At 62.2% G+C, this 13,334-nt stretch carries 13 protein-coding genes and 1 tRNA gene; 1 reads left to right on the forward strand and 13 read right to left on the reverse strand.

Annotated features, from left to right (window positions below; genetic code table 11):
* Positions 1–73: 73 nt before the first annotated feature.
* From C8267_RS09785 to C8267_RS09820, 9 genes are all read right to left on the reverse strand, one after another.
* A complete protein-coding gene (locus tag C8267_RS09785; RefSeq protein ID WP_106634487.1) occupies positions 74–2,254 on the reverse strand; it encodes a hypothetical protein in 2,181 nt (726 codons plus the stop codon).
* Between the two features lie 1,185 nt (positions 2,255–3,439).
* Entirely contained in the window at positions 3,440–3,991 is a 552-nt protein-coding gene (locus C8267_RS11105; protein WP_262494573.1) for a permease, read from the reverse strand.
* Positions 3,988–4,344, reverse strand: coding sequence for a permease (locus C8267_RS11110; RefSeq protein WP_262494574.1), 357 nt, complete (start codon positions 4,342–4,344; stop codon positions 3,988–3,990). Before C8267_RS11110 ends, C8267_RS11105 begins: the two co-directional genes overlap by 4 nt.
* Positions 4,328–4,771, reverse strand: a complete 444-nt coding sequence (locus tag C8267_RS09795; protein WP_106634488.1) for an arsenate reductase ArsC — start codon at positions 4,769–4,771, stop codon at positions 4,328–4,330. The genes C8267_RS11110 and C8267_RS09795 overlap by 17 nt, the downstream gene beginning before the upstream one ends.
* Positions 4,772–4,784: 13 nt before the next feature.
* Entirely contained in the window at positions 4,785–6,125 is a 1,341-nt protein-coding gene (locus C8267_RS09800; RefSeq protein WP_106634489.1) for a permease, read from the reverse strand.
* Positions 6,126–6,136: 11 nt separating this feature from the next.
* On the reverse strand, positions 6,137–6,373 hold the full coding sequence (locus C8267_RS11070; RefSeq protein ID WP_234025746.1) for a thioredoxin family protein: 237 nt from the start codon (positions 6,371–6,373) through the stop codon (positions 6,137–6,139).
* A 180-nt stretch (positions 6,374–6,553) separates the two neighbouring features.
* The gene (locus C8267_RS09810; protein WP_106634490.1) at positions 6,554–7,261 is read right to left on the reverse strand and encodes an aromatic aminobenezylarsenical efflux permease ArsG family transporter; all 708 of its coding nucleotides are present in this window, start codon (positions 7,259–7,261) and stop codon (positions 6,554–6,556) included.
* Positions 7,262–7,267: 6 nt separating this feature from the next.
* Positions 7,268–7,729, reverse strand: coding sequence for a nitrophenyl compound nitroreductase subunit ArsF family protein (locus tag C8267_RS09815; RefSeq protein ID WP_442778183.1), 462 nt, complete (start codon positions 7,727–7,729; stop codon positions 7,268–7,270).
* Between the two features lie 223 nt (positions 7,730–7,952).
* Positions 7,953–8,279, reverse strand: coding sequence for an ArsR/SmtB family transcription factor (locus tag C8267_RS09820; RefSeq protein WP_106634492.1), 327 nt, complete (start codon positions 8,277–8,279; stop codon positions 7,953–7,955).
* Positions 8,280–8,517: 238 nt separating this feature from the next.
* Between C8267_RS09820 and C8267_RS09825 the strand changes: the two genes are divergently transcribed.
* Positions 8,518–9,123, forward strand: a complete 606-nt coding sequence (locus tag C8267_RS09825) for an outer membrane beta-barrel protein (protein WP_087362099.1) — start codon at positions 8,518–8,520, stop codon at positions 9,121–9,123.
* Positions 9,124–9,340: 217 nt separating this feature from the next.
* Here C8267_RS09825 and C8267_RS09830 read toward each other — a convergent pair.
* The 4 genes from C8267_RS09830 to C8267_RS09845 form a co-directional block, all read right to left on the reverse strand.
* Positions 9,341–9,426 (reverse strand) — tRNA-Leu (locus tag C8267_RS09830).
* A 327-nt stretch (positions 9,427–9,753) separates the two neighbouring features.
* The gene (locus C8267_RS09835) at positions 9,754–11,739 is read right to left on the reverse strand and encodes a S46 family peptidase (RefSeq protein ID WP_106634493.1); all 1,986 of its coding nucleotides are present in this window, start codon (positions 11,737–11,739) and stop codon (positions 9,754–9,756) included.
* 236 nt (positions 11,740–11,975) lie between these two features.
* Positions 11,976–12,596 (reverse strand): Maf family nucleotide pyrophosphatase, encoded by a 621-nt coding sequence (locus C8267_RS09840; RefSeq protein ID WP_087362088.1) that lies wholly within the window; start codon positions 12,594–12,596, stop codon positions 11,976–11,978.
* Between the two features lie 99 nt (positions 12,597–12,695).
* The gene (locus C8267_RS09845; RefSeq protein ID WP_106634494.1) at positions 12,696–13,331 is read right to left on the reverse strand and encodes a fumarylacetoacetate hydrolase family protein; all 636 of its coding nucleotides are present in this window, start codon (positions 13,329–13,331) and stop codon (positions 12,696–12,698) included.
* Positions 13,332–13,334 lie beyond the last annotated feature (3 nt).

A 13,334-nucleotide genomic window follows, 5' to 3' on the forward strand; every position in this document is an offset into this window, starting at 1 on the left:
TTTTGGGGGTGAAAAAGGGAGTGCGGGTGCGGACGACATCCGCACTCCCCGAAAGGGTTTCTCGTATGGAATGCTAACGGAAGCGGACGCGCTCGACGGGTCTGCGGTCAAGCGGCAGGGTCACGTAGTCGCGCAGCCCCTCGACGGGCTTCATGTGGCGGAGCGTCTGCTGCTCGGCCTTCACCGAGGCGCCGTCCGACTCATCGCCGCCGGCACTGCCGCTCGATGCGGAGTCTTCCTCATCGAAGTGCTTGCCCGAGTCGGCCACCGGCGTGTCGGAGCCGCCCAGTACGACCGGTCCGGTCCACGAGCCGGTAATCTTGTGGTGCAGCACATCCTCGCCGTTGACTTCGAAGGTGTACCAGTTGTCGCCGCCGTCGGCCTTCGTGATGGTGACGGTGCCTTCGTAGAGGCTTGCGTAACCGGTCATCGAGGGGATGTTGAGCCAGCCGTTCTGTACCATGTAGTTGGGGTCATTGTAGTAGCGGGGCTTGCCGTTGCCGATAGCGCTGGAGATGTAGAGCCAGCGGGTGCCGATATGGTCCGTGGCCTGGTAGCCGCGGTAGCAGGCTCCGGGCTGGAGCGTGTTCAGGTAGCGGTTACGCGTGATGGTGTAGGTACCCGTCGTAATCTTGTCCTGGTCGCCCGGCTCGACGAGCAGGTCGAGGCGGATGATGTCACCCTCGTGGAGTTTGCCCGGGTCGACGTATTCGCCCGTCTCGTCATGCTCGTAGGTGCCCGTCGCCAGACCGATGTCGATATACTGGTAGCCGCACGGCGCGATGGCGGCCGGCTGGCCGATGGTGGTGATTTCATCCACGGGGATGTATCCCATGCCGGCGACATAAATCTCCGTCTGCGGGAAGCAGCGGGCCTGCTGGATGTAATCCACGTCGAGGTGCAGGTCCTCGGTCAGCGTCGACGAACCGTCGTTGTCGTTGTCGTTGGACTGGTCCGTGAGGAAGACGTCGCCCGTGAAGCTGCCCTTGATGGCATAGCCGGTCTGGGCCTCCAGGTCGAAGGTGATTTCGTACTCCGAGCCGCCGAGCTCCTTGACGTCAATCGTTCCGTCGTTGGCATAGGCGTAGTAGCCCGTCTCGGTGCTCGAGTCTCCCGTGACGCCGTAGGTGCCGAAGGGGAGAACCAGGCCCATGATTTCCAGCTCGGTAACCGGAGCCCAGGTCCCCTGTTCAATCTCCGAGAGGTTCGAGGCCGTGGTGCGGGTGTAGTGGTCCTCCACCAGCTTGCGCTCCGTTTTGGGGTTGAGGAACTTCGTGCTGGCGAGGAGCATTCTGACGGCCATGCCGCCCTCCTCGTTGTTGTCGCTCGCCTCGTCGTAGATGACCACCTCCGAAAGGCCGCTGCCGCTTTCGAACAGGTCGCCGTGGTAGATGCCCTCGGCGTAGAAGCCCTCCAGCTCGATGTCGGCCATCAGATGGGGATTCGTGGGCATCGCCAGGCCGTAGCCCACGCGCAGGTCGCCCGTGAACGAAACCTGGTGCTCGGCGCCGTTGCCGTCGATGAAGGCGGTGGTGATGGTGGTGATGGTGCCTTCACGCGTGATGACCACGTCGCTCGTGAGGGGCATCTGCTGGTAGCCTCCCGCATCGTCGGCCTGGAGCATGAAGCTGTTGGTGGAGTGATAGGTGTGGTCGCCGTAGCGGACGCTGTTCTTGAAGGTTCCCGTGGGGAAGGTCCGCCACTCGTCGCCGCTGTCGAAGTAGCAGTCCAGCAGCAGTGCGTAGCCAGCGCTCCTGAGCGAGAACTGCGTGCCCTGGTAAATCGAGAAGGGGGCGTTGCCCACGGCGATGTAGTAGTCGTTGGTGCCGGCACCGCTCTGGCCGATGTACCAGCTGAAAATCGGGGTGTCGAGCTCGACGGCGGGACCCTGCTCGCGCTCCTCGGTGATGCGGATGCAGGTGCCTTCGTAGTTGGCGTCGAGCGTCTGGCCGTTGGCCGTCTCGACCTTGGCCTCCATCTTCACCTCGGTAAGCGAGGGCAGACGCAGCTGCAAGGAGCTCGAGACGATGTTGCCGGCCGTCGATGCCGATACGGTTATGTCTTTGTAGACCAGCTCATTGCCTGCGGCCGTGAGGTCGATGTCTCCCGACGGGAGCGCGGTGATGATGCGCAGGTAGTCGTCGGCCTGCCACATGGCTTCGAGCGTGGTGATGCCCTCCGAGGGCGAGAAGTAGAAGGTATAGGTGGTCTCCACCTCGTCGTAGACGTAGAGTGCCGAGCCGAAGGGCTGCACCTTGTTGTTGTAGGCAAAGGAGTTTTCGGGGACGACTACAGGTCCTCCGTCCCCGTTTTCGTCGTTCTTTTCGCACGACGTGAGGAGTGTGCTGAAGGCTCCCGTGAGGAAGAGCAGAAGAGCAATAGAAATAGAGTTTTTTTCATAGACTGAGAAAATTTGGACGGCCTTTCGGCCGGGGGTTTGTCTGTTTCATGCCGCCGTTCGTGGAGACCGGCTGTGGTTTCCCGACGCGCGGGAAGCCGTCTGTTTCGGTTGAATGGAGGAGGGGGCGGTGTCGTCGTTCTGTTGCGGGCGGATGGTTCGGGACAGACGGGCAGCCTGCACCGCACCTCTTCGCCGGGTTGCCGGTGCAAAGGGCCTCAAGTGCCGTTTTGTACCAATCGAAGAATCCGAATTCCGCCGTGAAACCGTGCCTGCACCTTCGTGTCAGCCGAGGTTCTCAAACAAAAATCAAAATTAGAAAACAAATGTGGAAAAAGCAAGGAGTTTTCCCTATTTTTTTGCGCAGGAAGGCGTGGCTGCGGCGGTGAGGAGCAACTGCGGAGCGCAGGGAATGCGATGCCCTGCCGGAGGCTTCGTATCCGTCCTGAATGAGGTGTTATGAAGATGCGCTCTTATCGAATTTGTGTATTTATATTATTGAACAACAACGTATTGTGTTTGTATGCCTGCCTTTGCTCGTTCCGGAGCAGAAAACAGTTTTTTTGCGCATCTCTTGCGCACGGGCGTTTCAACCCTTTTCGGGGCCCTTTGCAGGCCATTTCGTGTCATAAAATGACCTGAAAACGGCACCTTGCTTAGGGATTGTAAGGGGCTCCGTCCTCCCTGTCGCCCGCACGGGGATGGGGCAGGGGGGGCTCCGAAGCCCCTTTTCGGTCGCAATGAGCCGCTATTGCTCCGGGCTCGGGCTTGTGCGTTCGTGTTACGGGTTGTCGGAAGGGGAGTCTCAACACCGTCCGGCCGCCGGCCGCGAGGACCCGCCGGAGGGACGGGGTGCTTCCCGGCTTCCGAGTGCGTATCGGACAAACTGCTCCGTTTTTGAAAAGAGCATGCGGCCTCCTGCTTCAGCTTCCCGTTTCGGCCTCCTGCTTCAGCTTCCCGTTTCGGCCTGCCGCTTCCGCTTCGTCCTTCCGTCTTGCCCTGCCGCAAGGACCGGCCGCGTATTTCAGCTTCCGGCTCCTGTCACAGCAGGATATTGAAGAGATAGCCCGACACGACGGCCGTCAGGAAAATGACCAGTACAATCATGGCCACAAGCCGATTCTTGAAGATGCTTGCCAGCATGGTCATCTCGGGAATGGCCATTCCGGCTCCTCCGATAATCAGCGCGATGACCGCTCCGATGCTCATGCCCTTTCCCATCAGCGCCAGACCAATCGGTATGGCTGTTTCGGCACGGATGTAAAGAGGTATGCCCAATACGGCGGCAACCGGAATGGCAAACGGATTGTCCGGACCTGCTATCTTCATGACGAAATCCTGGGGCATGTACCCGTAGATGCCGGCACCCAACGCTACTCCAATCAGCAGGTATCCCATAATAGGACGTAGGCTCCCCCAAGCTCCGGCGAAGGCCGCTTTCACCTTGCCGCGGAACGGCAGCGAGCGCTTGTCGACCACCTCGCCGCCGGCGCAGCACGTTGCGGGTTTCAGACGGACGTTTTTCACATACCTTTGAGCCCCGATTCGTTCCAGCAGGAGCCCGAACAGTACGGAGCACGAAAAGGCAATCACGAAATAGGCCCCATCGCCTTTATTCCGACCATCGCGCCGAGCATTCCGAGGATAATCGGATTGAGCAGGGGTGATGCAATCAAAAAGGAGATGGCCGAACCGAACGAAACCCCGGCATTCAGGAATCCGACGGTCATGGGAATGGTCGAGCAGGCGCAGAAGGGGGTCAGAGCCCCGAATCCCGCGGCGATGATGTTTCCGAAAATGCCGGCGCCCGAGAGTTTTTTGCGGATTTTCTCCTCCGGGACATACATCAGAATAATCTCGACCAGCGCGCTGATTAACAGGAACAAAGCAATCAACTCGACGGTTATCAGCACAAAATACCGGAGCGTTTCAAGGAGTGTGTTCATGAAATTTCTCTTTTTGGATTTCGGACCGATAGAAGCGGGCAAACGCCGCGCGAATCTCGTCGCGGACACGGCGGAATTCGGAATCGATGAACTCCGGGGAGCCTTCGGCATGCGAAGGGTCGTCGAAGCCCATGTGCAGGCGGCGGCCCACCTTGCCCGTAAATGCCGGGCAGCTCTCGTTTGCCCCGCCGCATACGGTGATTACGTAATCCCACTCCTGGTCGAGATAGACGTTGACATGGGTCGGGATGTGCGAGGCGATGTCGATGCCGGCCTCCCGCATCACCTCCACCGCACGGGCGTTCACCCGTGCGGCGGGTTGCGTCCCGCCCGAAAAGACCTCGAGCGACGAATCCATCGCCTGCAGAAATCCGTGAGCCATCTGGCTGCGGCAGCTGTTTCCCGTGCAAAGAATCAATATTCTCATGGCGGCGCTCCGGTTAAAAAAGGTTTCCGAAGAGGAATCCCGACAGCGTGGCCATGACGATGACGAGCGCCACGTAGACCACCGTCTTTTTCGTCCCCAGCACGCCGCGGATGACCAGCATGTTGGGCAGCGAGAGCGACGGCCCGGCCAGCAGCAGCGCCAGGGCCGGACCCTTGCCCATGCCCGAGGCCAGCAGTCCCTGGATGATGGGCACCTCGGTCAGCGTGGCGAAGTACATGAAGGCTCCGGTGAAGCTGGCGAAGAAGTTCGACAGCAGCGAGTTGCCTCCGACGGCCCATTCAATCCATCGGTTCGGGATGATGCCCGCGACGGACGTCTGGTCATGGGTCGAGCCGAGCAGGAATCCCGCCGTGACGACGCCCACGGCCAGCAGCGGCAGGATTTGTTTGGCAAAACCCCACGCCGAAAGGGCCCATTCGCGGTTCTCCGCATCGCGCTTGTCGAAAAGCAGAATCAGCGAGAGCGCGGCGATGGCCACAACCATCGGCACGAGCGGCACGAGCTTCGCGTCGCGGATGAACAGATTGGCCAGCACGACCGAGACGACGGTCGCCGCAGCGCCCAGCGCCACCCACCGCAGGCGGAGCCGCAGAATCTTCACCAGCGACCAGCACAGCACGAGCGACAGGGCGCCGGTGATGTACCACTTCCAGGCGAAGATGGCCGCCCACAGGCCGCGGTCCGAGGCGGCCGGTGCGCCCCAGTTGGCGAAGACGAGAATCAGCACCAGCGTGAAGAAGTGGAACGAGGTCTGCCACATCGGCCTCTTCTCGGGGGACGGTGTGATGTTCATCTGCTCCTCGCGCTTGGCCCGCTCCTCGCGGCGGAAGAGGAACGACATCAGCAGCCCGATGACCACCGAGAAGAGGATGGCGCCGAGGGTGCGGGCGATGCCCAGCTCGATGCCCAGAATCCGGGCCGTGAGGATGATGGAGAGGATGCTGATGGCCGGTCCCGAATAGAGGAAGGCGATGGCCGGACCTAACCCTGCGCCGCGCTTGTAGATGCTCGTGAAGAGCGGCAGAATCGTGCAGGAGCAGACGGCGAGGATACCGCCCGAGATGGCCGCCACGCTGTACGACAGCCACTTCTTGGCATTGGCCCCGAAGTATTTGATGACGGAGCCCTGGCTGACGAAGACGGCAATCACGCCGGCGATGAAGAAGGCCGGCAGCAGGCAGAGGATGACATGCTCGCGGGCATACCACCGGGCCAGGTCGAGCGTCGCATCGATGGCCGTCATGAAGCGCTCGCTGCCGAGCGGCAGGAAAAAGACCGCCGCAAAAACAAGAATAATCCACGCAAGGATTTTCAACTCCCGTTTGGTTTCCATCGTGATGGCTTTTAGATACCCAACAGCTGTTTGATTTCGTGCTCCGTGGGGACATGCCCCTTGATTTTCACCTCACCGTCGACGACCACCGCCGGGGTGCTCATGACGTTGTAGCTCATGATTTCGGTGATATCCTCGATTTTGGTGAGCCGCACGTCGAGGTTGTTTTCGGAGATGACCTTCGTGAGGACCTGATACGTTGCCTTGCATTTCGCGCAGCCCGGCCCCAGAATCTTGATTTCCCGGATTGCCCCGCTGGGCGTATCGAGTCGGACCTGGCTGAAGTCGTGTGCAGCCGGTTTTTCGACCTCTTCCACAATCAGGTTGTTGCCGCACGAGCACGAGCAGGATTTCGGTGAGAAAAGCGATGCCCAGAATCCCTTTTTCTTTTCGTTCTTGGTTTCCATATGCTTTATTTTTTAGGAATTTTAGAAATACATGATGACACAATAATAGATGCCGATTATTACAAACAGCCCTCCGACAATCCGGTTCAGCCACCTCTGCAGGGTCTGCATCCGTCCGTAGAACAGCCCGATGCGGCGGGCTCCGAATGCCAGAATCCAGGCGACGACCAGCACCGGCAGCGCCGTAGCCACGGCGAAGAGGACCGGCAGCAGGTATCCGGCCTCGGCCGAGGCCGACATCGGGATGAGCATCCCGAAGTAGAAGACGCCGCTCGTCGGGCAGAAGGCCAGCGCAAAGAGCACCCCGAGCAGCAGGGCTCCCCAGCCGCCCCGGCGGGCCAGCCGCTCGCCGTTGCCGCGGAATCCGAACGATGGGAGCCGCAGCCGGTCACCCGCCAGCATGAAGGCTCCGATGACGAGCAGCAGCGGACCCAGCACCCATTCGCCCCATTTGCCGATGGCCTTCTGGATGCCGAACATGCTCGAACCCTTCTTCAGAATCAGAATCAGCACGATGCCCAGCAGCGTATAGGAGAGCGTGCGCCCCAGCGTGTAGAGCAGGCCGTTGCGGAAGATTCGGCGGCGGTCGTCGATGTCTTTGCCGATGAATCCGATGGCGGCGATGTTCGTCGCCAGCGGACATGGCGACAAGGCGGTGAGCAGCCCCAGCAGGAAGGCTGTCAGCGGAGGCGTCGTGCTGCTCTCCAGCAGCGTTTGCAACCACTCCATGACCCTCTATTTTTGCAGTTCGCGAATCCGGGCCGCCAGACCGGCCTTGAATGCCTCGGAGGCCTTGCGGGCGCTGCCGAAGGCAAATTCGGTCAGGTTCTCCGGGGTCTCCCGGCCCCCTTTCCAGCGGCAGACGAAGAGCGACGACCACGTCACCTCGTATTTATCGGCAAGGGCCTCGTTCTCCGGTTGCGAGATGTCAATTACCCGGAAGACAAGTGACCCGTTTTTCAGCTCGTCGGCAAACTGCTCTTCGAGCGTCTCCCGGGTCCGCTGCTCGATGGCCATGCAGGTCGCGCAGCGCTTTTTGCCATGGAAATACAACACCTCAATGCGGTCTTTCGTGTTGTCCGCTTCGTTGCTCTCCTGCGTTTTCGCGTTGCCGCCTCCGCAGGCGAGGAGCCCCAGAGACAGCGCCATCCATAAAAGAATTCTCTTCATGACTGTATTTGATTGATTGGTTTCCATGCTCCATCCGCCGCTCCGGCCAGCTTGCGCTCCGGGACAACCCTCTGCCTCGGCGTGCATCCGTTCATCCCGGCCGCAGACCCTTCTTCGGGGCCGGTTGCCCGCCGGGCCTCCTTGCCGCCGCCGGAGCGGAGCGCGCGTCTCATATTATATTTGTATTTCGTAAAACAACGAACATTACTCGCGAAAAAAAGAGCCGTTTCCGACGGCCCGCGGGTTGTGCCTATTCGCAGCAGGACTCCTTTTTGCAGACGGGCTGTCCCCAGAACGCGGCAAAGAGCCGGGAGGCAGTCTCCCAATTCTCCCGGTTGATGCAATAGCGTACTTTGGGTGTTTCGATTTCGCCCTGAATCAGCCCGGCCTCCTTCAGCTCCTTGAGGTGCTGGGAGACGGTTGCCTTCGAGATGGGCAGCACCTCGTGGATGTCTCCGAAGAAGCAGCACTCCTGCCGGGCCAGAAACTCGAGAATCGCGATGCGTGCGGGGTGGCCCATCGCCTTGGCAAACCGGGCAAGACGTTCCTGTTCAGCCGTATACTGCTTATCTTTCATGACTCCTGTTGTTTGTTGTTCGCAAAACAACAAACATGCTGGGAATAAAGCAAGAAAAAAGGGAGATTTTTTCAACGACTGCTCCGGCGGGAAATCTCAAGGAACATTGTTTTTTGTCCGCGTTGAATTCCGTGCTTCTCCGGGAATGCGGACAAAATGCGGATGCGGCCGGCAGCGGCTCATTTGCGTAATTGGGTTAAAACAGATATATTTACAGCGTTTATAGTTTGCAACAAGGATGAAAAAGCGAATCTTCGCATGGGCTCTGCTGTTGCTCGGTTTCATGCAGGGCTATGCCCAAAACAGCCCGTCGGCAGATGCGGGGCGTGCGCGTGCGGTGGGCCGGTTCGAGGGGGAAATCGGCGGAGGCCTCTCTTTCGGGGCCGACCGGCTGAATTTCGACAGGAGCAACCCCGGCGCCGCCTTTTATGCCGAGGCGCGGTACAACGTGCAGCTCCTTCCGCTGGATGTCGGCGTGCAGGTCGGGGGTACGATTTTCCACCGCGAGTCGGACCATGCCGGGCAGCTGAAGTTCAGGAGCTGGAACGTGATGGCTGTGGCGGATTACAACTTCCGGCGCCGGCGGAACGTCTCGTTCTTCGCGGGCGCAGGCGTGGGTTATGCCTTTCTGGATAATTCGGCGCCGGTTGTCTTTGACGACACGCAGTCCAACTGGGGCGGCTTCTCGACGGGAAGCAGGAGCGGCTCGCTCTGTTTCATGCCGCGTATCGGCGTGGAGCTGTTTCACCACCTTCGGGTGACGTTCGACTACAAGCTGCAGGAGCGGGCCAATCGCCATTTCGGCCTTTCGCTCGGAGTGGTGTTCGGCGGGGGACGCAGGTAATCATAACGACAGAGGCGACGAGGATGCCGGGACCATCCGGCATCTTCCCGGCTTCAATCGGACAGGCGGCGGCATGGGCGTGCCGCCGCTTTTTTTGTATCCCGGCTGCCGGAGTATGCAGCGGACCCTGCGCGGATGGATGCAGGCGGTCTTCGCCGCCCATGGCGCCGGGGGAATAAAAAAAACTCGTCGGATTGCTCCAACGAGTTGTTTTCAGTGCCCAGGACAAGACTCGAACTTGCACGAACGTAATTGTTCACTACCCCCTCAAAGTAGCGTGTCTACCAATTTCACCACCTGGGCGACACTGCCGAATTTCTCATTTCGGGTGTGCAAATATAGAGTTTATATTTGAATCCGCCAAATTTTCGGACGCTTTGTGTCGAAAAAATGATTTTTTTCTTCCCTCCGCCCTCCACCGGGGAAGCCGTGAGGTCGGTGGAAGACTGCCGCAGGGCGGTCTCGGACGGTTGTGGAGGCCGGAGGGAGGCTGGCTAAGGGGGGGCCGCCGGGGAAGCCGTGAGGCCGGGGACGACTGCCGCCCGACAGGAGGTGCCCCATAATAAAAAAGGAACCGTCCGCCCCGATGCGGGGTGAACGGCTCCCGATGGCTCTGCGGGCCGGGCTGCCTCAGCGGACGAAATCCATCTCGCGGAAGAGGTAGTCGGCCCCGCCGATGCGGTCGATGACGAAGAGCACGTAGCGGATGTCCACCGCGATGTTGCGGCAGATTTCCGGGTCGAACTCGATGTCGCTCATCGTCGAGCGCCACGTGCGGTCGAAGTTGATGCCCACCAGCTCGCCGCGGCCGTTGATGACGGGCGAGCCCGAGTTGCCCCCCGTCGTGTGGTTCGTCGCCAGGAAGCAGACGGGCACCGTGCGCCGTCCGTCGAGCGTGATGCCCCAGCGGCCGTACTCCTTCGAGGCGTAGAGGTCGCGCAGTTGCTGCGGGATGTCGTAGTCGTAGATTTCGGGGTTGTCCTTGGCGATGATGCCGTCGAGGGTAGTCTGCGGCTTGTGGTACTCGCCGTCGGCATATTCGTATCCGGCCACCGAGCCGTAGGCCACGCGCAGCGTGAGGTTGGCGTCGGGGAAGAAGGCCCGCTGGGTGTCCCACTCGCGCAGCCCGCGGATGTAGCGGGTGTAAAGCTCGTTGAGGCGCTTGCTCGTGAGGTTGCGCAGCGAGCGCGTCCCTAGCAGCCAGACGATGTGGCTGCGCATGCGCTTGATGCCGGAGGCGAGCGCCTCGGCGTCGGCCGACTTCTCGCCGCTCCACACCTCCTCGAAGAGGTGGCGGGCATATGCCTCGGGGCTGCCCCACGTGTGGAGGCCGTCGAGGAACTCGGGAATCAGATAGGGTGCCGGGCAGCGGGCGGCATACTCCGCGGCGAGGAACTCGAAGAGGGCCTGCTCGGTGGCGCGGCGCCGCTCGAAGCAGCTCTCGGCACGCTCCTCCTCGTCGTAGGAGGTGGGCAGCGCGGCGAGCGTCTCCGAGATGAGCTCGTAGGCGAAGTAGGCGTCGGCGATGCGGGCATATTCGGCCTTGAGCTCCGCCACCACCGTGCGGTACTCCTCGCGGTCGGCGGCCCAGGCGGCAAAGCGCTCCTCGTAGTCGCGCTTCTTGGCCACCGTGCCCAGACGGTTGATGCCCAGCATCTCGCCCTGCCACTTCTTCCATGCGTTGGCGATGGTGGCGTGCTTGGCGGCGTAGTGGATGCGCAGCTCGGGGTCCTCGGCCTGCGCCTCCGAGATAATCTCGAGGCGGCCGGTGCGGATGGCAATCTTGGCCGGGTCGGAGCGCTCGGCGATGTAGGCCACGGCGTCCGAGAGGATGTACTCCTGGGTGTTGCCCGGGAAGCCGTAAATCATCGTGAAGTCACCCTCGTGGATGCCGCGCAGCGAGATTTTGAAGTGGCGCGCCGGGCGGTAGGGGACATTCTCCGGCGAGTAGGGCGCCGGACGGTTGTCCTTGCCGGCATAGACGCGGAAAATCGAGAAGTCGCCCGTGTGGCGCGGCCAAATCCAGTTGTCCGTGTCGCCGCCGAACTTGCCGATGGACGAGGGGGGCGTGGCCACCAGACGCACGTCGTCGAACTGCTCGTAGAGGAAGAGGAACTGCTGGTTGCCGTAGTACATCTGCTCGACCGAGGCGCGGTAACCCTTGCCCTCGGCTTCGGCCTTGCGGCAAATCTCCTCGGGGCTCTCGCCCGCGGCGATGCGGTCGGTCACCTCCTCCATGCGGACCAGCACCCGCACGTTGAGCCCCTCGTTGGGGAGCTCCTCGGCGCGCGAGCGGGCCCAGAAGCCGTAGGTCAGGTAGTCGTGTTCGAGCGACGAGTGGGCCTGGATGTAGTCGTAGCCGCAGTGGTGGTTGGTCAGCAGCAGCCCCTCGTCCGAGACGAATTCGCCGGTGCAGCCTCCGTCGAAGAGGACCACGGCGTCCTTGAGCGAGGCGCGGTTGATGCTGTAGATGTCTTCGGCCGTGAGGCGGAAGCCCTTGGCGCGCATGTCGTCGATGCGCGACGAGATGAGGCTCGGGAGCCACATTCCCTTGTCCGCCAGCGCGGGCAGCGTCAGCAGCAGCACGGCGAGGGTCAGAAACGTACGTTTGAACATGGTTCGATGGTTTTTTGTGGGTTTTTCGTTGGGTTTTTGTTGGATTTCGTTGGGTTGTTGCGGGTCGGGGTTGCGCGGGGCTCCGGGCGCTTTCCGCGGGGTCTGTGCAGCCGGGGCGGAGCGTCGGGTGTCGGGTGTCGGGGGCGCTGGGCCGTTGCGGCCGCTCTCCGGGCCGTTCTGCCTCGGGTAGCTTCCGGGCCGCTCTCCGGGTTGCGGGCCGCTCTCCGGGGCGCGGGCTACTCTGCCGGCGTCCCCTCTTCGCCGGCCGCAAGGAAGCGCTCCAACTCGACGTAGAGCCGCTGTACGGGGAGCCCCATGACGTTGTAGAACGAGCCGTCGATGCGCTCGATGGCCACATATCCGAGCCACTCCTGGATGCCGTAGGAGCCCGCCTTGTCGTAGGGGCGGCAGGTGTCGACGTAGTAGTCAATCTCCTCGTCGCGCAGGGGGCGGAACCACACCTCGCTGCGGGCCGTGAAGGTGTGGCTTGCGTGCACGGTGCGCAGCGTCACGCCCGAGACCACCACGTGCGACCGCCCCGCAAGGGCGCGGAGCATCGCGACGGCATCGGTGCGGTCGTGCGGCTTGCCCAGCACCCGGTCGCCGAGTACCACGACCGTGTCGGCCGTGAGCAGGATGTCCCGCTCGCCGAGCGGAAAGGGGTAGGCCTCGCTCTTGAGGCGGGAGAGGTAGCGCGGCACCTCCTCGGCCGGCAGTCCGGCCGGGTAGCGCTCCTCGCAGGCGTAGCGCGGGGCGAGTTCATAGGGGAGGCCGCAGCCGCTCAGCAGCTCGCGTCGCCGGGGCGACTGCGAGGCCAGCAGCAGACGGTAGTTGCGGAGTCGTTCGTGCAGCAGCATGGTTGTGTGTCGTGTCTTGTCGGTTTGCGGGTCGGCCGGCTCCGCGCGGGGGCGGTGTCCGACCGGCCGGTGGTTTTATGCGGGCCGCTCGGGGGCGGGTCAGCGGATGTCGAAGCAGAGCTGCTCGTGCCCCTCGAGCGTGGCGCGCAGCGTGTCGCCCGGGCGGACGGGCCCCACGCCGGCCGGCGTGCCGGTGAAGAGCAGGTCGCCCATGCGGAGGGTCAGGTAGCGCGAGACGCAGGCGATGAGGCGGTTGACCGGGTAGAGCATGAGCGACGTGTCGCCCTGCTGGCGCACCTGGCCGTTGAGCTCCAGCTCGAAGCGGAGCCGCTGCACGTCGCCGCCCAGCTCCTCGAGCGGGATGAAGCGGGGCGCGAGGGCCGCCGAGCGGTCAAAGGCCTTGGCCCGCTCCCAGGGGAGCCCCAGGCGGATGGCCTCGCGCTGCAGGTCGCGCGCCGTGAAGTCGATGCCGAGCCCCACCTCGTGGTAGTATCGGTGGGCGAAACGCTCCTCGATGCACTTGCCCACGCGGTCGATGCGCACCACCAGCTCGCACTCGTAGTGCACCTCCTGCGAGAAGTCGGGGACGTAGAAGGGGTCGTTGTTGCGCAGCAGCGCCGTGTCGGGCTTGAGGAACCAGAGCGGCTCGTCGGCCGCCTCCGTCCCGAGCCCCGTCTGGTGGTGGAGCTCCGCGGCGTGGGCGGCGTAGTTGCGTCCGATGCAGATGATTTTCATGGG

The organism is Alistipes sp. Marseille-P5061 (assembly GCF_900290115.1).
GTDB classification, from domain to species: domain Bacteria; phylum Bacteroidota; class Bacteroidia; order Bacteroidales; family Rikenellaceae; genus Alistipes; species Alistipes excrementigallinarum.